The sequence below is a fragment of the Paraburkholderia bengalensis genome, from assembly GCF_037126505.1.
Lineage (GTDB): Bacteria > Pseudomonadota > Gammaproteobacteria > Burkholderiales > Burkholderiaceae > Paraburkholderia > Paraburkholderia bengalensis.
This window is the reverse complement of record NZ_JACFYJ010000072.1, coordinates 18,283-39,686: the sequence shown is the minus strand read 5'-3', so window position 1 is coordinate 39,686 and position 21,404 is coordinate 18,283. Positions and strand designations below refer to the sequence as shown.

General features: G+C 63.5%; 19 protein-coding genes, 1 tRNA gene and 1 pseudogene. 9 read left to right on the top strand and 12 right to left on the bottom strand.

What is annotated here, in order from left to right; genetic code table 11:
* Window positions 1-139 precede the first annotated feature (139 nt).
* Complete coding sequence (locus H3V53_RS31220) at window positions 140-643, bottom strand: DciA family protein (protein ID WP_336601136.1); 504 nt, start codon at window positions 641-643, stop codon at window positions 140-142.
* Between the two features lie 298 nt (window positions 644-941).
* Here H3V53_RS31220 and secA point away from each other — a divergent pair, with 298 nt between their 5' ends.
* The 4 genes from secA to H3V53_RS31200 all read left to right on the top strand — a co-directional run bounded on the left by secA (window position 942) and on the right by H3V53_RS31200 (window position 6,479).
* A complete protein-coding gene (gene secA, locus H3V53_RS31215; RefSeq protein WP_054918780.1) occupies window positions 942-3,755 on the top strand; it encodes a preprotein translocase subunit SecA in 2,814 nt (937 codons plus the stop codon).
* Between the two features lie 147 nt (window positions 3,756-3,902).
* Window positions 3,903-5,144 carry a bifunctional glutamate N-acetyltransferase/amino-acid acetyltransferase ArgJ gene (gene argJ / locus H3V53_RS31210; protein WP_336601135.1) on the top strand — a complete coding sequence of 414 codons (1,242 nt, stop codon included), beginning with the start codon at window positions 3,903-3,905 and terminating at the stop codon, window positions 5,142-5,144.
* Between the two features lie 25 nt (window positions 5,145-5,169).
* Complete coding sequence (locus H3V53_RS31205) at window positions 5,170-6,039, top strand: ATP-binding protein (RefSeq protein ID WP_336601134.1); 870 nt, start codon at window positions 5,170-5,172, stop codon at window positions 6,037-6,039.
* On the top strand, window positions 6,036-6,479 hold the full coding sequence (locus H3V53_RS31200; RefSeq protein ID WP_054918785.1) for an NUDIX domain-containing protein: 444 nt from the start codon (window positions 6,036-6,038) through the stop codon (window positions 6,477-6,479). The genes H3V53_RS31205 and H3V53_RS31200 overlap by 4 nt, the downstream gene beginning before the upstream one ends.
* Window positions 6,480-6,576: 97 nt before the next feature.
* On the opposite strand, the gene H3V53_RS31195 is transcribed toward H3V53_RS31200, so the two are convergent.
* The 9 genes and pseudogenes from H3V53_RS31195 to H3V53_RS31155 all read right to left on the bottom strand — a co-directional run bounded on the left by H3V53_RS31195 (window position 6,577) and on the right by H3V53_RS31155 (window position 14,520).
* Window positions 6,577-6,771 (bottom strand): DNA gyrase inhibitor YacG, encoded by a 195-nt coding sequence (locus H3V53_RS31195; protein ID WP_054918787.1) that lies wholly within the window; start codon window positions 6,769-6,771, stop codon window positions 6,577-6,579.
* A 61-nt stretch (window positions 6,772-6,832) separates the two neighbouring features.
* Window positions 6,833-7,588: a cell division protein ZapD gene (gene zapD, locus H3V53_RS31190; protein ID WP_054918789.1), complete on the bottom strand. Its 756-nt coding sequence runs from the start codon at window positions 7,586-7,588 to the stop codon at window positions 6,833-6,835.
* Window positions 7,589-7,783: 195 nt separating this feature from the next.
* Window positions 7,784-8,386, bottom strand: a complete 603-nt coding sequence (gene coaE, locus H3V53_RS31185; RefSeq protein WP_336601133.1) for a dephospho-CoA kinase — start codon at window positions 8,384-8,386, stop codon at window positions 7,784-7,786.
* A gap of 3 nt (window positions 8,387-8,389) precedes the next feature.
* Window positions 8,390-9,319 carry a prepilin peptidase gene (locus H3V53_RS31180; RefSeq protein WP_336601132.1) on the bottom strand — a complete coding sequence of 310 codons (930 nt, stop codon included), beginning with the start codon at window positions 9,317-9,319 and terminating at the stop codon, window positions 8,390-8,392.
* Window positions 9,320-9,350: 31 nt separating this feature from the next.
* Window positions 9,351-10,582: pseudogene (locus H3V53_RS31175) on the bottom strand (type II secretion system F family protein).
* Window positions 10,579-11,853 carry a GspE/PulE family protein gene (locus H3V53_RS31170; RefSeq protein WP_336601131.1) on the bottom strand — a complete coding sequence of 425 codons (1,275 nt, stop codon included), beginning with the start codon at window positions 11,851-11,853 and terminating at the stop codon, window positions 10,579-10,581. The pseudogene H3V53_RS31175 and the gene H3V53_RS31170 overlap by 4 nt, the downstream one beginning before the upstream one ends.
* A 95-nt stretch (window positions 11,854-11,948) precedes the next feature.
* Complete coding sequence (locus tag H3V53_RS31165; protein ID WP_054918798.1) at window positions 11,949-13,253, bottom strand: CNNM domain-containing protein; 1,305 nt, start codon at window positions 13,251-13,253, stop codon at window positions 11,949-11,951.
* 157 nt (window positions 13,254-13,410) lie between these two features.
* Window positions 13,411-13,487, bottom strand: a tRNA-Pro gene (locus tag H3V53_RS31160).
* 40 nt (window positions 13,488-13,527) lie between these two features.
* Complete coding sequence (locus H3V53_RS31155; protein WP_054918799.1) at window positions 13,528-14,520, bottom strand: polyprenyl synthetase family protein; 993 nt, start codon at window positions 14,518-14,520, stop codon at window positions 13,528-13,530.
* Window positions 14,521-14,748: 228 nt separating this feature from the next.
* Between H3V53_RS31155 and rplU the strand changes: the two genes are divergently transcribed.
* From rplU to proB, 4 genes are all read left to right on the top strand, one after another.
* Entirely contained in the window at window positions 14,749-15,060 is a 312-nt protein-coding gene (gene rplU / locus H3V53_RS31150; RefSeq protein ID WP_007747161.1) for a 50S ribosomal protein L21, read from the top strand.
* Between the two features lie 24 nt (window positions 15,061-15,084).
* Window positions 15,085-15,345, top strand: coding sequence for a 50S ribosomal protein L27 (rpmA, locus tag H3V53_RS31145; protein ID WP_054918800.1), 261 nt, complete (start codon window positions 15,085-15,087; stop codon window positions 15,343-15,345).
* 219 nt (window positions 15,346-15,564) lie between these two features.
* Window positions 15,565-16,677, top strand: a complete 1,113-nt coding sequence (gene cgtA, locus H3V53_RS31140) for an Obg family GTPase CgtA (RefSeq protein ID WP_336601130.1) — start codon at window positions 15,565-15,567, stop codon at window positions 16,675-16,677.
* 95 nt (window positions 16,678-16,772) lie between these two features.
* Entirely contained in the window at window positions 16,773-17,891 is a 1,119-nt protein-coding gene (gene proB, locus H3V53_RS31135; RefSeq protein WP_054918803.1) for a glutamate 5-kinase, read from the top strand.
* A 144-nt stretch (window positions 17,892-18,035) separates the two neighbouring features.
* On the opposite strand, the gene H3V53_RS31130 is transcribed toward proB, so the two are convergent.
* Together H3V53_RS31130 and H3V53_RS31125 are read right to left on the bottom strand one after the other, a co-directional pair.
* A complete protein-coding gene (locus H3V53_RS31130) occupies window positions 18,036-18,611 on the bottom strand; it encodes a CNP1-like family protein (protein WP_054918804.1) in 576 nt (191 codons plus the stop codon).
* Window positions 18,612-18,686: 75 nt separating this feature from the next.
* Window positions 18,687-19,382, bottom strand: a complete 696-nt coding sequence (locus tag H3V53_RS31125) for an RNA pyrophosphohydrolase (RefSeq protein ID WP_054918806.1) — start codon at window positions 19,380-19,382, stop codon at window positions 18,687-18,689.
* Between the two features lie 280 nt (window positions 19,383-19,662).
* Here H3V53_RS31125 and H3V53_RS31120 point away from each other — a divergent pair, with 280 nt between their 5' ends.
* Window positions 19,663-21,399, top strand: coding sequence for a proline--tRNA ligase (locus H3V53_RS31120; RefSeq protein WP_336601129.1), 1,737 nt, complete (start codon window positions 19,663-19,665; stop codon window positions 21,397-21,399).
* Window positions 21,400-21,404 lie beyond the last annotated feature (5 nt).

The following is a 21,404-nucleotide window of genomic DNA, read 5'->3' as shown; positions in this document are numbered from 1 at the left end:
AAACGACCCGGCCGCGCATGCGACCGGGTCGTCAAATCCCGCCCTTCACGTTACACCGTTCGGTACCTCAGAAAAGACCTTAACTGAACGGCATTAGCCTTGAAGGCCGCTTTTTTATTTCAACGCGCGATTTGCGCCGTCACTTCCGATGCCGTGCCGCCATGCGCGCCAGCGCAGCCTGCAACGGCGACGCTTCCAGCGATTCGCTGAGCGCGTGTAGCGCGTCGGCGCCCGCGCGCGACATGCGTGCCTGCTTCGCGCGCGGCGGCTCCTTTGCGGGCTGCGGACGGACGCGAATTCTCAGCGCATTGACCGGCCAGCCGCGCTGCTGCAAATCCGACAGCAGCCGCGGCTCCATGTGCCGCAGGCGCGCGGCCAGCGCGTTGTGCGCCGCAAAAAGGGCGAGTACGCCGTCCTTGATGAAGCCGGGCTCGATGCTCGTCGCCAGATAGTCGGGAAGTAGCTCGCTGAGGTCCCGCTCCAGCGCGGCAATCTGCTCGACGCCGGCGCGCAACGCGGCAAACGCGTCGGTGCGATTCAGCACTTCGGCGACGGCCTGCGGCCGGCGCACGTCGAAGTTGCGCGAGCCGAGCTTCGGTCCCGGCTTTGGCGCTTGCCTTGAAAACGGTGAGAAACGGCTCATCTGCGGGTTGGGTAGTGGCCCGCGCCCCGCGCGTGCCGATCTCGCGATTGTACCGTGCTGGCATGTGCGCCGGCGCGTGCCGCGCGAGCGCCTTCGAGGCGGACGCGATGCCCTGGCCGGACGGCCAGGCTCTTACCGCTGACACAGGCGCACGCGGGGGCGCGTGCTAAAATCCATGATTCGAATTTACTCTTGACCTAGCCGCCGAGGCCCCAACGTCAATGGGTTGCAACAAAGTAAAAGGGTGCGAGAACCACCCATTGCAGCCCAGCCGAAGCCGCGACGCAACCACGATCCGATGACCACCGGTTTTCTACAAAAGATTTTTGGCAGCCGCAATCAGCGGCTCGTCAAGCAATATCAAAAGACCGTCGCGGCGATCAATGCGCTCGAACCGCAGATCGAGCAATTGACGGATGATCAACTGCGCGCGAAAACGACGGAATTCCGGCAACGGGTGAACAGCGGCGAGTCGCTGGACAAACTGCTGCCCGAGGCGTTCGCGGTCTGCCGCGAGGCCAGCAAGCGCGTGCTGAAGATGCGGCACTTCGACGTGCAGCTGATCGGCGGCATGGTCCTGCACTACGGCAAGATCGCGGAAATGCGCACGGGTGAAGGCAAGACGCTCGTGGCCACGCTCGCGGCCTATCTGAACGCGCTGTCCGGGCGCGGCGTGCATGTGGTGACGGTGAACGACTACCTCGCCCAGCGCGACGCCGAGTGGATGGGGCGCCTGTACAACTTCCTCGGGCTGTCGGTGGGTATCAACCTGTCGCAGATGGATCACGGCCTGAAGCAGGAAGCGTACGCTGCGGATATCACATACGGCACGAACAACGAGTTCGGCTTCGACTACCTGCGCGACAACATGGTCTACGAGACCGACGCGCGCGTGCAGCGGGCGCTGAACTTCGCGGTCGTCGACGAAGTGGACTCGATCCTGATCGACGAAGCCCGCACGCCGCTCATCATTTCCGGTCAGGCCGAAGATCACACCGAGCTTTACGTGCGCATGAACGCGCTGCCGCCGCTGCTCGACCGCCAGATCGGCGAAGAGAAGGCAGACGGCACGGGCGTCGAAAAGCCGGGCGACTACACGCTGGACGAAAAAGCGCGCCAGGTGTTCCTGACGGAATCCGGCCACGAAAAGGCTGAGCGCCTGCTCGCCGAGTGGGGCCTGATCGGCGAAGGCGAAAGCCTGTACGCGCCGCAGAACATCACGCTGATGCACCACGTGTACGCCGCGCTGCGCGCGCACACGCTGTTCTACAAAGACCAGCATTACGTGGTGCAGAACGGCGAAGTGGTGATCGTCGACGAATTCACGGGCCGTCTGATGGCGGGCCGGCGCTGGTCGGACGGTCTGCACCAGGCCGTCGAGGCAAAGGAGCACGTCAAGATCCAGAGCGAGAACCAGACGCTCGCATCGATCACGTTCCAGAACTACTTCCGCATGTACGCGAAGCTGTCGGGCATGACGGGTACGGCCGACACCGAAGCGTACGAATTCAACGAGATTTACGGGCTGGAAACGGTCGTGATCCCGACCAACCGCCCGCCCAAGCGTATCGACAAGCAGGACCAGATCTACAAGACGGCGCTGGAGCGCTACAACGCGGTGATTCGCGACATCCGCGAATGTTACGACCGCGGTCAGCCGGTGCTGGTTGGCACGACGTCGATCGAAAACTCGGAGCTGCTGTCGCAACTGCTGAACAAGGCCGGTCTGCCGCACGAAGTGCTCAACGCCAAGCAGCACGCGCGCGAAGCGGCCATCGTCGCGGAAGCGGGTCGCCCGAAGCGCATCACTATCGCGACCAACATGGCAGGCCGCGGTACCGACATCGTGCTCGGCGGCAACGCCGAGAAGCAGGCGGCGTTCATCGAAGCCGACCTGTCGATTCCCGAGGACGAAAAAGCGCCGCGCATCCAGAAGCTGCACGACGAGTGGCAGGCGCTGCACGATCAGGTGAAGGCCGCGGGCGGTCTGCACATCATAGGCACCGAGCGACACGAGTCGCGTCGTATCGACAACCAGTTGCGCGGCCGCGCGGGGCGTCAGGGTGATCCGGGCTCGTCGCGCTTTTATCTGTCGCTGGAAGATCCGCTGCTGCGCATTTTCGCCGGCGACCGCGTGCGCGCGATCATGGACCGTCTGAAGATGCCGGAAGGCGAGGCGATCGAGGCGGGCATCGTCACGCGTTCCATTGAATCGGCTCAGCGCAAGGTCGAAGCCCGCAACTTCGATATCCGCAAGCAGCTGCTCGAATACGACGACGTGTCGAACGATCAGCGCAAGGTGATCTATCAGCAGCGCAACGAACTGCTCGAAGCGCACGACATCAACGAGACGATCGGCGCGATGCGTCATGGCGTGATCACGGACATCGTCCGTCAGTTCGTGCCGGCGGGCAGCATTGAAGAGCAGTGGGACGTGCCCGAGCTCGAAGAAGCGCTGCGCAACGACTGGCAGCTCGATCTCGCAATCCAGGAAATGATCAACGAGTCGCAATCGATCGACCCCGACGAGATTCTCGAAGCCGTGCTCGCGGCAGCGGACGAAGCGTACGAAGGCAAGGTCGAGCAGGTTGGCCGCGAGTCTTTCAGCGCATTCGAACGCTCGGTCATGCTGCAGACCCTCGATCGTAGCTGGCGCGAACACCTCGCCGCGCTCGATCACCTTCGCCAGGGCATCCATCTGCGCGGCTACGCGCAGAAGAACCCGAAGCAGGAATACAAGCGCGAAGCGTTCGAGCTGTTCGCCGCGATGCTGGATGCCGTCAAGCTGGAAGTCACGCGCATCGTGATGAACGTCCAGATCCAGTCGCCGGAGCAGCTGGAGCAGGCCGCCGAACAGATGGAAGAGGAAGGCAGCCATCTGGTGGACAACGTCGAGTTCCGTCACGCCGATTACGCAGAAGCGGGTGCGGCTGTCGCGGCGGCGCCTGTTGCCGCCAATGCGGCTGCCGCGATGATCGGCGACGCCATGGCGCACGGTCAGGGCGCAGCCGCGCCGCTTTCCGGCGACAACGTGCCCAAGGTCGGACGCAACGATCCATGCCCGTGCGGCAGCGGCAAGAAGTACAAGCAGTGCCACGGCAAGATAGCGTGACACAAGAGGGCGGCGCGCATCAGGCGCGCCGCGTCGTTTGAAGCGCATCGCTGTTGATTTCGCGGTGGCGCGGGTCCCTCCGGCGCCATCACCCATGACCCTCAGTGCCGGCATCCGCCGGCATTTCAGTCTCGACAGGTCGCAAACATGGCTGTCAATTTCCCCTCGATCGATCCCGCTCAACTCCATCCCGTCGCCGGCGTCACGCTAGGCTGGGCCGAGGCGAATATCCGCAAGCCGAATCGCAAGGACGTGCTCGTCATTTCCGTCGACGAAGGCGCGACGGTCGCGGGCGTGTTCACGTCGAACCGTTTCTGCGCGGCGCCTGTGACGGTTTGCCGCGAGCATCTCGAACGCGTGCGCACGGGCGGCAAGGGCATTCGCGCGCTGGTCGTGAACACGGGCAACGCGAACGCGGGCACGGGCGAGCCGGGCATGGCGCACGCACGTGAAACCTGCGACGAGCTTGCACGTCTTGCGGGTATCGCGCCCGAGCAGGTGCTGCCGTTCTCGACGGGCGTGATCCTGGAGCCGCTGCCCATCGACCGTCTGAAGGCCGGTCTGCCCGCAGCCTTGGCAAACCGCCAGGCGGCGCACTGGTACGACGCCGCGCAAGCCATCATGACCACGGATACATTGCCGAAGGCCGTCTCCCGCCAGGTCGCGATCGGCGGCCACACGGTGACGATGACGGGCATCAGCAAGGGCGCCGGCATGATCAAGCCGAACATGGCGACGATGCTCGGCTTCCTCGCATTTGACGCGAACGTCGCGCAGCCGGTGCTCGACGAACTGGTCAGGCACGTCGCCGATCGCTCGTTCAACTGCATCACGATCGACGGCGACACGTCGACGAATGACTCGTTCATCCTGATCGCATCGGGCAAGTCGAGCTTGCCCGCCATCACGTCGACCGATTCGTCCGCCTACGCGGCCCTGCGCGATGCCGTCACGGAAACCGCGCAAGCGCTCGCGCAGCTGATCGTGCGGGACGGCGAGGGCGCGACGAAATTCATGACCGTGCAGGTCGAGGGTGGCGCGAGCGTCGCGGAGTGTCGCCAGATTGCCTATGCCATCGGTCATTCGCCGCTCGTGAAGACGGCGTTCTACGCCTCGGACCCGAATCTCGGCCGGATTCTGGCCGCGATCGGCTATGCGGGCGTGACGGATCTCGACGTCGGCAAGATCGATCTGTACCTGGACGACGTGCTCGTCGCGAAAGCGGGCGGGCGCAACCCGGCATACCAGGAAGAGGATGGACAGCGCGTGATGAAAAAGGCGGAAATCCTGATTCGCGTGGTGCTGGGCCGCGGCAATGCTCAGGCGACGATCTGGACGTGCGATCTGTCGCACGACTACGTGAGCATCAACGCCGACTACCGTTCCTGAGCCGCTGAATCGCTCTTTTCCTGACATGGATAAACTCGACCAATTCCTGACTCGCGCAGAGGCCGTGCTGGTGCGGCTCGAAGCGATGCTTCCGCCCGCCGCGCCCGATGTGGACTGGGCTGCCGCTGTGGCTTTTCGCTGGCGCAAGCGCCAGGGGCGCGGTTATCTGCAGCCGGTGTCGGCCATCTCGTCGATCTCGTTCGACGACCTGCAGAACATCGACCGGCAGAAAAATCTGATCGAACAGAACACGAAGCAGTTCGTCAGCAAGCAGCCGGCCAACAACGTGCTGTTGACGGGCGCACGCGGCACGGGCAAATCGTCGCTGATCAAGGCTTGCCTGAACGCGTACTCGAAAGACGGCCTGCGCCTGATCGAAGTCGACAAGGACGATTTGCACGATCTCGGCGATATCGTCGATCTCATTTCGACGCGCCCCGAGCGGTTTATCGTGTTCTGCGACGACCTGTCGTTCGAAGAAGGCGAGTCGGGCTACAAGGCGCTGAAGGTGGCGCTCGACGGATCGGTGGCCGCGCAGTCGGACAATGTGCTGATCTACGCGACGTCGAACCGGCGCCACTTGCTGCCCGAGTACATGAGCGACAACGAGACGTACAAGCACACGTCCGACGGCGAGATTCATCCGGGCGAAGTCGTCGAAGAAAAAATCTCGCTGTCCGAGCGCTTCGGCCTATGGGTCAGCTTCTATCCGTTCAAGCAGGACGACTATCTGACGATCGTCGCGCACTGGCTGCATCACTTCGGCTGTAACGACGCCGATGTCGAGGCGGCACGCGGCGACGCGCTGATCTGGGCGCTGGAGCGCGGCTCGCGTTCGGGGCGCGTCGCGTGGCAATTCGCACGCGACTGGTCCGGCCGACGGGCACAAGCATGAATGACGCCGCACGCGACAAACCGCAGGGCGCGGTCGAGGTCAACGAAGCGGGCCGACGGGTGACGGAAGTCGCCGTCGGCGTGCTGGTGCAGCCCGATGGCCGCTATCTGCTCGCGCAGCGTCCGGCGGGAAAACCGTACGAAGGCTACTGGGAGTTTCCGGGCGGCAAGCTCGAGCCGGGCGAATCGGTCGAAGCGGCGCTCGCGCGCGAGTTGCACGAGGAACTCGGCATCGACGTGCAGGCGAGCCATCGCTGGCACGTGCTCGAACACGACTACCCGCACGCATACGTGCGTCTCTATTTCTGCAAGGTCACGGCGTGGCACGGCGAGCCGCATGGTCGCGAAGGCCAGGCGTTCGCGTGGCAGACATTGCCTGCCGACGTGTCGCCATTATTGCCCGCGACAATTCCCGTGCTGGAGTGGCTGGCGGCGGAATGAAGCGCGTTTAATGCCGCGGCTCGGCGTTGCAGGCCCGTGCCGCTTGAAATATCTCGGCATGGCGCTTGCGCTCGGCGGTTGAAACGGCGTGGGCTGCTCAGTGCGAGCGATGGTCGCCGGGCGTATCGTCCGTGGGCGGTTCCTCGTCGGTGCCGCCAATCTTGTATTTTTCGGCCGCCCACGCGCCGAGATCGATCTGCTTGCAGCGCTCGGAACAGAACGGGCGGAAGCGGTTCTCGGAAGTCCAGCGGACATCCTTTCCGCAGCTAGGGCATTTGACTACAGTGACCATTCGATCAGACGTTCAATCGGTAAAACGATAAGGCTAAGTAGGTGCGGCTGATTGCGTCGAATTAAAGACTGCACAGCGTCAACTGGAACGGCACGTCGACGTCGACGGCGCGCGGACGCAAATCACCGTCTTGCACCGTGAAGCGTACCCACAGCATGTACTTGTTGGCGCTCGCTTCAGGAATCACGCGCAATTCGGGTGCCACGCGCACCTGCATCAACTGATACGTGCGGCCCGACAGCATCTGCTGGTAGCTGCCCTGCATGGCCATCACTTTCGAAGCCTGTCCCGATTCGCGCGCAAGCCGCAGTACGATCGCGGCCGCGTCGCGTAGCGGCAGAAGCGGCATGATCCATTTTGCGATGTCTTGGCGGCGCTGATCGGGATGCGTCTGCTGCCATGCGTAGTACGACGGAAGATCGAACTTGCAGGTGCCGCCGGGAATAATGGCGCGGCTGCGGATGCTCGCGAGCCACTCGTTGTCGGCAAGATGCTGGCCAGTCTTGCCTTGCATTTGCGTCAGCCCGGCGAGCGTCTGTTCGATTTCGCCGAGGACGGCTTCGAGCGCGTTCTGCTCGATGCCGGGATTGCCGCGAAACGGGGCGAGCGTTTGCCGCTGCCGCTCCAGTTCCTTCATCAGATCCGATTTCAGATCGGCGCGGCCCGCGACTTCGGAGATTTCGAACAGCGTTGTCAGCGCGACGTGATGTTCCCTGGCATCTTCCTGAGTCAGAAAGAACGTGAAGCGCTCGAACAGGTCTTCGAGGCGCAGCAGCGTCCGGATTCGCTCGTTGAAGGGATACTCGTAAAGAATCAAGCGGGCTCGCCTCGGGCGTGGTCGGTGACGGAATTGCAGGACATTCTAATGCCGTGAGACTACCCTAGCAATCACGCACTTTTTCTGCGGGCGCCCGTCAATTTATGCGCTGTATGGCGCGCATTCGTTGCGTGTAAGCGCGGTTCGCGACAACATGCGCCTGCTTTACGAACGGCGAACAGAATCGCTCACGGCTTACGCGCCCGCGAGCGAAACATACGTGCGATGAAGCTGATCGACGTCAAGCGCGAGTTCGTCGAGCGGTCGGCCGTCGTTGTCGATCACGTCGTCGGCGGCGGCGAGGCGTGCTTCGCGCGTGGCCTGACGCGCGATGATCGCGAGCACCTGTTCGCGCGTGAACGCATTGCGGCGCATGACCCGGGCAATCTGCGTTTCGACGCTGCAATCGACAGTCAACACGCGGTCCACGCGCGTCTTCCAGTTGCCCGATTCGACCAGCAGCGGCACGACGATGATCACGTAAGGGCCCGATGCCTGTTGCCGCTCGCGCTCGGTCTCGGCGCGGATCAACGGGTGGGTGATGGCTTCGAGCCGTTTCCGGGCGGTCTCGTCGCTGAATACGAGCGCACGCATGCGGGCGCGGTCGAGCGAACCGTCCCCGGCCACGTACGATGCACCGAACTCTGCTGCAATGGCCGGCATCGCAAGCCCTTGGGGCGCGGTGACGCGATGCGCGATCACGTCGGTATCGACAAGCGTCACGCCATGCTTCCCGAAAAGATCGGCGACCGTGGACTTGCCGCTACCAATGCCGCCCGTCAATCCAACAGCAAACATGCGTCAGCCTCCCAAAGCCATGTAGAGCGGCGTGCCGAGAAAGAGCGTCACGGCACCGCCCGCTGCGAGGAAGGGACCGAACGGCAGAGGCTCCTCGAAGCGCATCCGGCCTATCCAGGTGGCCACCAGACCGACGGCGGCGCCCGTCACGGCGGCAATCAGAACAATCTGCGGCAGCGCTGCCCATCCGAGCCAGGCGCCGAGCGCCGCGAGCAGCTTGAAATCGCCGTAGCCCATGCCTTCGACGCCCCGCACCATCTTAAACAGCCAGTGCACGCACCAAAGTACGAGATAGCCCGCGATCGCACCGATCACAGCATCGTGCAGGCTCGCGAACACCTCGTTGAAATTGACGATGAGCCCGGCCCACAGCAACGGCAAGGTCATCGAGTCGGGCAGTAGATGCGTGTCGATATCGATTGCGCTCATGGCGAGCAGCGTCGCGCACAGACCGAAGGCGGCGAGCGCCGCACCCGTCGCGCCGAACGCGACGAACGCAGCCAGGGCGAGTGCAGCGCTGGACAGTTCAAGCAGCGGATAGCGAAAGCCCAGGCGCGTCTTGCACTGCGAGCACCGGCCGCGCAGCAGCAGATAGCTGAGCAGAGGAAGGTTCTCCCACGCGCGCAGCACATGGCCGCAATGAGGACAGGCGCTGCGGGGCAACCACAGGTTGTAGCGCTCGGGCAGGCCGTCTTCGTCGAACGTATGGCCCGTTGCTTCGCTGACTTCCATGCGCCACGCGCGTTCGAGCATGATCGGCAGCCGATGCACGACCACGTTCAGGAAACTGCCGATCACAAGGCCGAACACAATGACGAACGCAATCTGCGCGCCGGCCGGCAGCGAGCCGAATGCCATGCCCAGGCTCTGCGCGAAGTGGGCGAGCGGGCCGGCGAAGGAAGGTTCCGATACGGACGTGAGCGTGGTCGGCATGATCGAGTGTGTGAATTCGGCTGCGATGCTACTACACCACGTTGCCGAGTTGGATGATGGGAAGATACATCGCGATCACAAGCCCGCCGACGAGCCCGCCCAGCACGACGATCACGAGCGGCTCGCACAGGCTCGCGAGCCCCGCGATCTTTTCGTCTACCTGGCGATCGCACAGCGACGCCACGTCGAGCAGCATTGTGTCCAGGGTGCCTGATTCCTCCGCAACGGCCACGGGTTGCACGATCGCTTCGGGGAAGCATTGGGCGTCGCGCATCGCGGCGGCGAGCCGCACGCCGCGCCGCAGTTGCGCGGAGATCGCGAGCGTCGCGCGATCGAACCACGCGTTGCCAGTGGCGTGCGTGAGGGAATCGAATGCGTCGGCGAGGGGCGTGCCTGCGGACAGCAGCGTGCCGAGCGCACGCTCCAGCGCGCGGCGCACAGTGTCGTCAGCAACGGACCCGCGACGGGCAAACGCAGCGCAGCGCGCGCGAAGCGCAGGCGCGCCGCTTCTGAGCGCTTCAACACGCGGCGCGCGGCGAACCCGCACGCGCCAGCCGCAGACGCGACGGGCACGCACCAGCGGCCGGCCGCCGCCGACATCGCGAGAACCAGTTGCGTCGGCGCCGGCAGCTTCGCGCCGAAGCCGTCGAAGATCTGCTTGAAAGTCGGAACGACCCACACCAGCAGCGCCGCCGTGATCGCGAGCGCAAGTAGCAGGATCGCGACAGGATAGGTGAGTGCGGCGCGCACTTTCGCCCGTTGCGCGGCGGCACGCTCGCGATCGTCGGCGAGACGCGCGAGCACGGCGGACAGCGCTCCCGAAGCCTCGCCGACTTCGACCAGCTGGCAATACAGCGGGCCGAACTGCGCGGGATGACGCGCAAGCGCCGACGAGAAACCCAGCCCGCCGGTAATGTCGCGAGCCAGTGTGCTGACGATACGCGGCATGCCCTTGTTCCGCTCGCTGTCTTTTGACGCCTGCGCGAGCAGGTCGAGCGACGACGCAAGCGGTAAGCCCGCGCGCAGCAGACTCGACAGCTGGCGGGTGAACTGCGTGACGTCGGCGGCACGCGCGTTCGGTGGCCGCGCCTCGCCGCGCCGGGTCCATTCGACGGCGTAGAGCGCGTTCTCTTTCAGCATCGCGCGGGCGGTGGAAAGGTCCGGCGCGATAACAGTTCCGCGCCTGCGGATGCCTTGCGCGTCGAACGCGCGCCAATCGAAGCGGTGCTCCGCGCGTACTTCCCGGATTGCGGCGGCTGTCATGCGACCTCCGTTGCGCTCAACGCCTCGGCGAGGCTTGTCGTGCCGTCACGGGCACGTGCGAGCGCGGCTGCGCGCAGCGTCTGCACGCCTTCGGCGTGGGCTTGCCGCGCGATCTCATGCGTGCCGGCGCGCGAGACGATGAGCTCGCGCATCGAGTCGGAGACCGGCATCACCTGGTGAATGCCGACGCGTCCGAGAAAGCCGATGCCGTGGCACGCGTCGCATCCGCCCGGGACGTAGGGCTGCCAGTGCGCGAGCGCGTCGTCGGATAGGCCGGCGGCGTGCAGGGACGCGGGCGTTTCGGCGGCAGCTTGCCGGCAGGCGCAGCACAGGCGCCGCACGAGCCGTTGTGCCGTGACGAGCCGTAGCGCGGCCGCGAGGTTGTACGGTTCGACGCCGATGTCGATGAGCCGTGCGATGGCGGCGGGCGCGTCGTTGGTGTGCAGCGTCGACAGCACGAGATGCCCCGTTTGCGCCGCCTTGACCGCGACGTCGGCTGTCTCTTCGTCGCGGATTTCGCCGACCATGATCACGTCCGGGTCCTGGCGCAGGAATGCGCGCAACGCGACCGCGAATGTCAGCCCGGCTTTCTCGCGCACGCTGACCTGATTGATGCCCGCAAGCTGGACTTCGGCGGGGTCTTCGACCGAACAGAGATTTCGCGATGCGGCATTCAGCAGTTGCAGAAAGCAGTACAGCGACATCGTCTTGCCGCTGCCCGTCGGGCCCGTGACGAGCACGAGCCCGTGCGGTGCCCGGATCGACCGGTCGACGATGTCGCGTTGCGCGGGTGCAAGGCCAAGCGAATCGAGCGAAAGATCGGCGGGCAATGCTTCGAGCCGGCGCAGCACGAGCTTTTCGCCGAACAGTGTGGGCAGCGAGTTCACGCGGTAGTCTTCGACGCGGCCCGCTGCGACGGCAAGCCGCAAGCGCCCGTCTTGCGGCACGCGCCGCTCGGCGATGTCCATGCGCGCCAGCACCTTCACGCGCGTGACGAATGCGTCGCGCAGATGCGCCGGCGGCCGCGAAAGCTCGTGCAGCACACCGTCGACCCGCAGACGCATCCTCCAGCCATGTTCCATGGGCTCGATATGCAGGTCGGATGCGTTCAGGCGTGCCGCTTCCTGAAGCGTATCGGCGAGCAGCCGGACGGCGGGCGGGCTGTCGGCGTCGGCCGTGGAAGTGGGCGGAGCGGGCCTAGGCGAGGCGAGGGACGACGTGGGCGTCGCGAGGGACGGCGCGGGTGCCGTGGCGTGTGAAGAAGTGCGCATTCGAAACCGGCTGCGAGCCGCCTGTTGAACATGACGGCTTCATCTTCCGGGATCACAGCGGTGGCGCCTATTCGACCGAATGGCCAGATACGCGCTCAGCGCCCAACGAGCCGCTTGATCTTGGAAGTTGGCGCCGGACCGGGCCGAAAAATCTTAACTGTTCTGATCGCTTGGTCGTCGCTGCGCAAGACTTCCAGTTTGACGTCTCCGATCTTCACGCATACATCGCCTTCCGGGATCTCTTCGAGAATTTCCAGGATCAAGCCGTTCAGCGTTTTCGGGCCGTCGGTCGGCAGTTTCAGTTGCAGCCAACGGTTCAGCTCGCGCAAAGGCATGCTGCCCGCCACGATGCATTCGCCGTCTTCGTTCCATCCGCCGCGCGAACTCGCACTGCGCGGCACGGACGTCGTGAATTCGCCGATGAGTTCTTCAATGATGTCTTCCGGCGTGACGAGCCCCTGCAGCTCGCCGTATTCATCGACGACGAGTGCGGTGCGGTGACGGCTCTCCTGAAAAAATTGAAGCTGCTGGAACACGGGCGTGCCCGTCGGCACGAAATACGGCTCGGCGAGCAGCTCGCGCAACGTTTCGCGCTCGAGTTCCTGGTTGTGCAGAGCGGCCAATGTCTTGCGCACGTGAAGCACGCCGAGCACGCGGTCGAAGTCGCCCTGATAGACGATCAGCTTGTTGTGATAGCAGGTTTCGAGCTGATGCAGGATCTGCTCGAAAGGCGCGTCGAAATCGAGGGCCTCGATGCGGCGGCGCGGAATCATCACGTCGTCGACCGTGATGTTTTCAAGGTCGAACAGGTTCAACAGGATGCTGCGGTGTTTGGTCGGCATGAAGCTGCCGGACTCTAGCACGATGGTGCGTAGTTCCTCTGTCGACAGGCGCTGGTCGTGTGCGCTCTTCGTGTTGATGTGCAGCACTCGCAGGATGGTGTTGGCGAACAGGTTGACGAACCAGATCAGCGGCTTCGAGACGCGCATCAGCGGCGCGATCAGCAGGCTCGCGGGCAGCGCGATCTTTTCCGGAAACGTCGCGCCGACGATTTTCGGCGTGATTTCGGCGAACACGATGATCAGAAACGCGACGATGCCAGTCGAAACAGACAGCACCACGCTGTTGCTGCCGAACGTGTGCAGCGCGATCGACGTGGTGAGCACAGGAATGATCGTATTGAACAGGTTGTTGCCGATCAGGACGGCGCTCAGCAGCTCATCGGTGCGTGCGAGCAGGCCTTGGGTGGTCTTCGCGCCGAGGGCGCCCTTGGTGGCGAGATGTTTCAGGCGATGACGGTTGATCGCCATCATCGCTGTCTCGGTAATGGAAAAGAAGCTGGAGCAGATGAGAAGCAGGATGACGGCGCCGATTTGCGCCCATAAGGGAAGTTGTTCCACGCGACGTGAATGAGAAGGGAGGGATGGGGAGAATATAGCAGAGGGGCCGGAAAGCCCTCATTGGCCGGACGGCCCGGCCGCTTGGCCTTGCGCCGTGCTACCCTACGCATACGGCGGACGAAAAAAAAACCGCGCGATGCGCGGTTTTTTCAAAATCTGGTCGGGGTGAGAGGATTCGAACCTCCGGCCTCTACGTCCCGAACGTAGCGCTCTACCAGGCTAAGCTACACCCCGATTTGTACTGCCTTAGACTCACACACCGTTTCAGTCCCGTTTAAGACTGTCTCGTCGTCGAGTAAGAACATAATTCTAGCAGGCTTTCTTTGTAAATGGAACTGGGAAACGAAGAAATTGCGGCTGCGGCAGCCTGCGCTTCCTGCTTCGCGCACTCGAGCGTGTGATCGAGTGCGCCGGAACGCGTGATCGCATCGAAGATTTCGTCGAAACGGTCCGTGCCGCCTTGCTCAATGGCTTCACGCGCGAGCGCCGCCTGCGCGGGCGTGCCGCGCTCGATCAGATAGATCAGCGGCAGCGTGGGTTTGCCTTCGCGAAGGTCGTCGCCGGCATTCTTGCCCATCGACTCCGGCGTGCCCGTGTAGTCGAGCCAGTCGTCCATGATCTGGAAGGCCGTGCCGATGCGACGGCCGAATTCGGCGGCGGCGGCCTCCGTGGTCGCGTCCACGCCGGAGAGCACCGCGCCCAGCTGCGCGGCCGCCTCGAAAAGTTTCGCCGTCTTGTAGCGGATCACCTGCATGTAGCGCGCTTCGTCGACGTCGGCGTCGTGCATGTTCAGCAACTGCAGCACTTCGCCCTCGGAAATGATGTTCGTCGCTTCCGACAGGATCTCCATCACGCGCATCTTGCCCACGCCGACCATCATCTGGAACGAGCGGGAATACAGGAAGTCGCCAACCAGCACGCTGGCGGCATTGCCGAACAGCGCATTGGCCGTCTGGCGGCCCCGGCGCAGGTCCGACTCGTCGACGACATCGTCATGCAACAGCGTGGCCGTATGGATGAATTCGACGACAGCCGCCAGTTCGTGCCGATGCCCCGTCCTGTCGCCGAGCGCGCCTGCCACGAGCAGGAGCAGCGCGGGCCGCAGACGCTTGCCTCCGGCACTGATGATGTACTCGGAGATCTGGTTGATCAGCATCACCTCGGACGCCAGGCGGTGCCGGATGACGCGATTCACCTGCTGCATGTCTTCGGCGATCGGCGCGAGCAGATTGGCTGCGTTGGGGGTGGGAGTGGCGGTTGACGACATGGTGACGAATTCGGGTAGTGCCGCGAATTATAAGGCGAACTGCGGCGTTTCCGCGCCGGACACCGTCCGATCATGGCTGTTTTGGCCGTGTTGGCCCGGGTTTATCGTGGGCGAAACGGTCATCGGGGCACGTTGCCACCTGCCTTTGACCGCGAAGCTAACTCTATGTATAATCGAAGGTTTCCGCGCGTGGTGCGTCGGGAAAATGAATCCAGAGTGAGGTTTTCAATGTACGCGGTCATAAAAACCGGCGGCAAGCAGTACAAAGTTGCTGTCGGCGAAAAACTTAAAGTAGAACAGATACCGGCAGACATTGACGCTGAAATCACGCTCGACCAGGTTCTCGCAGTGGGCGAAGGCGAATCGATTAAATTCGGTACGCCGCTGGTCAGTGGGGCTTCCGTCAAGGCTACCGTCGTGTCTCAAGGTCGTCACAAGAAAGTGACCATCTTCAAGATGCGCCGCCGGAAGCACTACCAAAAGCATGGCGGCCACCGCCAGAACTACACCGAACTGCGCATCGACGCGATCAACGCGTAAGCGCATCGGGCAAGGAGTAATCACATGGCACACAAAAAGGCAGGCGGCTCTTCCCGGAATGGCCGCGACTCCGAGTCGAAGCGCCTCGGCGTGAAGGTTTTCGGCGGTCAGGCAATTCTGGCTGGCGGCATCATCGTGCGTCAGCGCGGCACGCGCATGCACCCCGGTGAGAACGTCGGTATCGGCAAGGATCACACGCTGTTCGCGCTGGTCGACGGCCACGTCAAGTTCACGACGAAGGGCGCCGCGAAGAAGCACACGGTCGTCGTCGTCCCGGCTGTCTGAGATTAATCAGGCACGGGCTTCAGGACCGGAAGAAAGGCCCCGCGAAGTTTGCGGGGCCTTTTTGTTTGCGGGTCTCCCGGGTTTTTCATGCGGAGCCTGCTCGTCGCGAGCACGGCATGTCGCGACTGGACAAGAATCAAGGTCAATCTGGCCATTTGGCCAATGGTGCATGCGCGTGACGCGCGGCAAAATAGCAATACACACGGGACGGAGTAACGCATGAAGTTCATTGACGAAGCGAGGATCGAAGTCATCGCCGGCGACGGAGGAGATGGCAGCGCGTCGATGCGCCGCGAGAAGTTCGTCCCGTTCGGCGGCCCCGACGGCGGCGACGGCGGGCGCGGCGGCAGCGTCTACGCGGTCGCGGATCGCAACATCAACACGCTGATCGACTACCGTTACGCGAAAAAACACCAGGCGCGCAACGGCGAGAACGGCCGCGGCTCGGACTGCTATGGCAAGGGCGGCGACGACATCACGCTGCGCATGCCTGTCGGCACGATCATCACGGACATGGACACGGGCGAGCTGATCGCCGATCTGACCGAGCACAACCAGGTCGTGCGCGTCGCGCAGGGTGGCGCGGGCGGCCTCGGCAATCTGCACTTCAAGTCAAGCACGAATCGCGCGCCGCGCCAGAAGACGGACGGGAAACCAGGCGAGCGCCGCATGGTGCGCCTCGAGCTGAAGGTGCTCGCGGACGTCGGTCTGCTTGGCATGCCGAACGCGGGCAAGTCGACTTTTATATCGTCGGTGTCGAATGCGAAGCCGAAGATCGCGGATTATCCGTTCACGACGCTCGCGCCCAATCTTGGCGTGGTTCGCGTCGGGCCGAGCCGCAGCTTCGTGATTGCGGATATTCCTGGTCTGATCGAAGGTGCGGCGGAAGGCGCCGGCCTCGGCCATCAGTTCCTGAGGCACCTGCAGCGCACGGGTCTGCTCTTGCACATCGTCGATCTCGCGCCGTTTGACGAAGCCGTCGATCCCGTCGCGGAAGCGAGGGCGATCGTCAACGAACTGCGCAAATACGACGAGGAGCTGTACAGCAAGCCTCGCTGGCTGGTGCTGAACAAGCTCGACATGGTTCCCGAAGAGGATCGCGAAGCGCGCGTCGCCCGCTTCCTGAAGGATTTCGAGTGGGACGGTCCCGTTTTCGAGATTTCGGCGCTGACGGGCCAAGGCTGCGAGAACCTGTGCTACGCGGTGTACGACTACATCGCCGAACATTCGGACGCGCAACGTGCAGCCGAAGCTGAGGACCTCGCCGCCGACGTGCGTTTCCGCGAGCAGCAGGCGGGCGGCGCGGGCGCGTCGGCCGAGCCGCAGGAGTAGGCGGCCGCAACCTCACGGTAACCTCGCCGTACCTTGGACGCCGGTGCACTCCCAGCATGCGCCGGCCTTACGAATCAACTTGGAGACCGCGCACAATGCGTTCCGTTATCGCAGATTCCAGGCGATTGGTCGTGAAAGTCGGATCTAGCCTCGTCACGAATGACGGACGTGGCCTCGATCATGCGGCAATCGGCCGCTGGGCCGCGCAGATTGCCGCGTTGCGCGGGCAGGGCAAGGAAGTCGTGCTCGTCAGCTCGGGCGCAATTGCAGAAGGCATGCAGCGCCTTGGCTGGACGAAGCGCCCGCGTGAGATCGACGAACTTCAGGCGGCGGCGGCCGTCGGGCAGATGGGGCTCGCACAGGTCTACGAAAGCCGTTTTGCCGAGCATTCGATCCGCACCGCGCAAATCCTGCTGACGCACGGTGACCTGGCCGACCGCGAGCGCTATCTGAATGCGCGCTCGACGCTGTTGACGCTGCTGCGTCTTGGCGTGGTGCCCATCATCAACGAGAACGACACCGTCGTCACCGACGAAATCAAGTTCGGCGATAACGACACGCTTGGCGCGCTAGTCGCGAATCTGATCGAAGGCGATGCGCTGATCATCCTCACCGACCAGCAAGGACTCTTCACCGCCGATCCGCGCAAGGACCCCGCGGCGACCCTCGTCCAGCAGGCCGACGCCGGTACGCCGGAACTCGAGGCAATGGCGGGCGGCGCGGGGTCGAGTATCGGCCGGGGCGGCATGCTGACCAAGATTCTCGCCGCCAAACGCGCGGCGCATAGCGGCGCGAACACGGTGATCGCGAGCGGCCGCGAGGCGGATGTGCTCGCGCGGCTCGCCTCGGGTGAAGCAATCGGCACCCAATTGATCGCGCGTACGGCCCGGATGGCCGCGCGCAAGCAATGGATGGCGGATCATCTGCAGGTTCGCGGGCACGTGGTGATCGACGACGGCGCCGTCGAGAAACTCACGGAAGGCGGCAAGAGCCTGCTGCCGATCGGCGTCGTCGGCGTGCAGGGCGCGTTTGCGCGCGGCGAGGTCATCGCGTGCCTGAGCGCATCGGGGCGTGAGGTCGCGCGCGGGCTGACCAACTACAGCAGCGCGGAGGCGAAGCTCATCCAGCGTCGTCCGAGCGGCGAAATCGAATCGGTATTGGGCTATATGCTGGAGCCGGAACTCATCCATCGCGACAACCTGGTGCTCGTCTAGACGCGCTCCGCGGCATCGCGCTCCTCGGAAATCAAAAGCAAAAAGCCATCCCATCGTAGCGAGGGGACGGCTTTTTGTTGCGCCAGCATCGAGGCCAACACTTTCCACACGGATGCCGCGAAGCGGCGACGTGTCAGCCGCGAATCAGCTGCCGCGAATCAGCGTGCTGTTCACGCGCTTGTACCTGATGTTGTTCAGGATCGTATCCGTGTTACCCGTGGGTATCTTGCTCGAGCAGAAGTAATCCTGATAGAGCGCCGCGTGATAGGCATTCAGGTCGCCATTTTCGATGCGCGACCAGTCGTTCTGGACCGTGCGGTCCCAGCCGTCGTGGTCCGCGTTGAGGCCCGCGTACAACTTCCACGAGTAGTCTTCGCAGCGGATGCCTTCGTAGTTCACGTTGCGCGCGCCGCTCGGACTCGTGATCACGACTGTGTAGCGAATCACGCCGTCGCTATCCACCGTCAGCGATTTCGCATCGAGCGAAAACTGTAGCGGGGTGTTTTGCGACACCGTGAAAGGCAGCAGATTGCCCGGCTGAGGCATTGCCGGGAGCGTGTCGACCTTCTTTTCAGTCCAGGTCGACGGTTTGTCGAACAGGTATTGGAAGTCGCTCTTGGGTCCGTCGGCGGAAGTGGGAGTGGAATTCTTGGTGCTCGAACAGCCGGCCAGCACGATGCCCGCGGCGACGCACGCCACGGCGAAAGCAGATACTTTCAATATGATTTCCTCGAAACGCCGGCGCAGCGTGTCGCACGCCGCACCGGCAGATGCGGCATGGACAGCCGCGCAGCGTCAGTCGCGCAGCCCCGGTGCCTGAACGACCGGGTCTTCCGTCGACGAACAGTCCGACCCGATTGTCGCACGCAGCGTGGTCTCGACCGCAATTGTCGTTGTGACGGTCGTCACCGACGCGGCGGAACCCAGCGATGCGCCCGGCGGTGTATTCACCGACGACGCCATCCGCGGATAGCGCTGCCCGTGATGATGTCCACCGGGCCGTTCCGTACGCGGCGCGGGGCGCCGCAGGAAGCGGGACAATTCCGTTAACGCCAGCTGATACACATCCCGCTTGAACTCGATCACACAGTCGAGCGGCACCCAGTACTCGTTCCAGCGCCAGGCATCGAACTCGGGGTGATCGGTCGCGCGCAAACAGATGTCGCAATCGCGTCCGACCATCCGGAGAAGGAACCAGATCTGCTTCTGGCCGCGGTAATGACCGCGCACCTCACGCTTGATGAACTTGTCAGGCACCTCATAACGCAACCAGTCGCGCGTACGACCGATGACCTTGACGTGCTCCGGAAGCAAGCCGGTTTCTTCGTGCAACTCCCTAAACATCGCTTGCACGGGGGTTTCACCGTATTTGATGCCCCCTTGCGGAAACTGCCAGGAATGTTCACGTAGCCGCTTGCCCCAAAACACCTCGTTGTGAGCGTTCAAGAGGATGATGCCGACGTTCGGGCGAAAGCCTTCACGATCCAGCATACAACCACCTTCGAATCCTTTAAAATTGCTTTGATTATAAACAGATAACGGGTCTAACGCACCGCTTCGCACCAGATTGGCGCGATTGCCCGTAACCAGCCGTTTCAGCCGCCGCGAGCGCGGTTTAGCCTGCGCGGCAGGCGAAATGCCCGCGCATGCGACAATCGCTTTTCGGCCTGCGGCGCGCGCATTGCGGCATGCGCCGGACGTAACGGCTCACGAACCCATCGTCTTACCTTTTCGGGCGGCCCCATTGGTCCGCCGCTTTTGGAAAATCTGAATGAAAGCCTCCCGTTTCTTTATTGGCACCCTGAAGGAAGCGCCCGCCGACGCGGAAATCGTCAGTCACAAGCTCATGGTTCGTGCCGGCATGATCCGGCGCGTGGCTGGCGGCATCTACAACTATCTGCCAATTGGCCTGCGTTCGATCCGCAAGGTGGAAGCGATCGTGCGCGAGGAAATGAACCGGGCAGGCGCGATCGAACTGCTGATGCCGGCTGTGCAGCCGGCGGAGCTGTGGCAGGAATCGGGCCGGTGGGAAAAGTATGGTCCCGAACTGCTGCGCTTCAAGGATCGCAAGCAGACCGACTTCGTGATCGGGCCGACGCACGAAGAAGTCGTGACGGACATCGCGCGCAACCAGATCAAGAGCTATCGTCAGCTGCCCGTGAACTTCTATCAGGTGCAGACGAAGTTCCGCGACGAAATCCGTCCGCGTTTCGGCGTGATGCGTGGCCGCGAGTTCATCATGAAGGACGCGTATTCGTTCGATAAGGACATGGACGGCCTGCGCGAGTCGTATCGCAAGATGTACGAAGCATACGTGCGCATTTTCACGCGCCTTGGTCTCGACTTCCGCGCGGTCGCGGCGGACAACGGCTCGATCGGCGGCAGCGGCTCGCACGAATTCCACGTGATCGCCGACACGGGCGAGGACGACATCGCGTATTGCCCCACTTCGGATTTCGCGTCGAACGTCGAAGCGGCCGAAGCGCTGCCGCTGATCGCCGAACGCGCCGCGCCGAAGGAAGAGCTCAAGAAGACGCCGACGCCGGGCAAGGCGAAGTGCGAAGCCGTCGCCGAGTACCTGAACATCCCGCTTGAAAAGACGATCAAGTCGATCATCCTGGCCACGGAAAACGAAGGCGCCGAGCCGACCATCTGGCTGTTGATGCTGCGCGGCGACCACGATCTGAACGAGATCAAGGTCAACAAGCTGCCGGGTCTGGCCGAATTCCGCATGGCGACTGAAGCCGAAATCGTCGAGTGGTTCGGCACGCCGCCGGGCTACCTCGGGCCGATCAACACGAAGAAGCCGGTCAAGGTGATCGCGGACCGCACGGTCGCGAACATGAGCGACTTCGTGGTCGGCACGAACGAAGTCGATTTCCACACGACGGGCGTCAACTGGGGCCGCGATCTGCCCGAACCCGTCGTCGCGGACATCCGCAATGTGAAGAAGGGCGATCCGTCGCCGGACGGCAAGGGCGTGATCGACATCTGCCGCGGCATCGAAGTCGGCCACGTGTTCCAGCTCGGCACGAAGTATTCGGAAGCGATGAACGCGACCTTCCTCGACGAAAACGGCAAGCCGCAGCCGATGCAGATGGGCTGCTACGGCATCGGCGTCACGCGTATTCTCGGCGCCGCGATCGAGCAGAACTTCGACGAGAAGGGCATCATCTGGCCGGAATCGATTGCGCCGTTCGAAGTCGTGCTGTGCCCAATGGGCTACGACCGCAGCGAGGCCGTGCGCGAGCAGGCCGACAAGCTGCACGACGAACTGACGGCTGCGGGCATCGACGTGATCCTCGACGACCGCGGCGAGCGCCCGGGCGTGATGTTCGCGGATTGGGAGCTGATCGGCGTGCCGCATCGTCTGGTGATCGGCGATCGCGGCCTGAAGGACGGCAAGATCGAGTACCAGGGCCGCCGCGACACGGAAGCGTCGCTGCTACCCGTCGAAGGCGCAGCGCAGGCCGTTATCGACAAGGTCAAAGCGGCGCTCGCGCGCTGACAGGG

Excerpts from the sequence above, each read along its gene's own strand:
- H3V53_RS31205 (WP_336601134.1), top strand. The coding sequence starts at position 5,170 with ATGGATAAACTCGACCAATTCCTGACTCGCGCAGAGGCCGTGCTGGTG.
- H3V53_RS31120 (WP_336601129.1), top strand. The coding sequence starts at position 19,663 with ATGAAAGCCTCCCGTTTCTTTATTGGCACCCTGAAGGAAGCGCCCGCC.
- proB (WP_054918803.1), top strand. The coding sequence starts at position 16,773 with ATGCGTTCCGTTATCGCAGATTCCAGGCGATTGGTCGTGAAAGTCGGA.
- secA (WP_054918780.1), top strand. The coding sequence starts at position 942 with ATGACCACCGGTTTTCTACAAAAGATTTTTGGCAGCCGCAATCAGCGG.
- H3V53_RS31170 (WP_336601131.1), bottom strand. The coding sequence starts at position 11,853 with ATGCGCACTTCTTCACACGCCACGGCACCCGCGCCGTCCCTCGCGACG.
- rpmA (WP_054918800.1), top strand. The coding sequence starts at position 15,085 with ATGGCACACAAAAAGGCAGGCGGCTCTTCCCGGAATGGCCGCGACTCC.
- H3V53_RS31220 (WP_336601136.1), bottom strand. The coding sequence starts at position 643 with ATGAGCCGTTTCTCACCGTTTTCAAGGCAAGCGCCAAAGCCGGGACCG.
- rplU (WP_007747161.1), top strand. The coding sequence starts at position 14,749 with ATGTACGCGGTCATAAAAACCGGCGGCAAGCAGTACAAAGTTGCTGTC.
- H3V53_RS31180 (WP_336601132.1), bottom strand. The coding sequence starts at position 9,319 with ATGCCGACCACGCTCACGTCCGTATCGGAACCTTCCTTCGCCGGCCCG.
- argJ (WP_336601135.1), top strand. The coding sequence starts at position 3,903 with ATGGCTGTCAATTTCCCCTCGATCGATCCCGCTCAACTCCATCCCGTC.
- H3V53_RS31125 (WP_054918806.1), bottom strand. The coding sequence starts at position 19,382 with ATGCTGGATCGTGAAGGCTTTCGCCCGAACGTCGGCATCATCCTCTTG.
- H3V53_RS31200 (WP_054918785.1), top strand. The coding sequence starts at position 6,036 with ATGAATGACGCCGCACGCGACAAACCGCAGGGCGCGGTCGAGGTCAAC.
- H3V53_RS31155 (WP_054918799.1), bottom strand. The coding sequence starts at position 14,520 with ATGTCGTCAACCGCCACTCCCACCCCCAACGCAGCCAATCTGCTCGCG.
- H3V53_RS31195 (WP_054918787.1), bottom strand. The coding sequence starts at position 6,771 with ATGGTCACTGTAGTCAAATGCCCTAGCTGCGGAAAGGATGTCCGCTGG.
- cgtA (WP_336601130.1), top strand. The coding sequence starts at position 15,565 with ATGAAGTTCATTGACGAAGCGAGGATCGAAGTCATCGCCGGCGACGGA.
- coaE (WP_336601133.1), bottom strand. The coding sequence starts at position 8,386 with ATGTTTGCTGTTGGATTGACGGGCGGCATTGGTAGCGGCAAGTCCACG.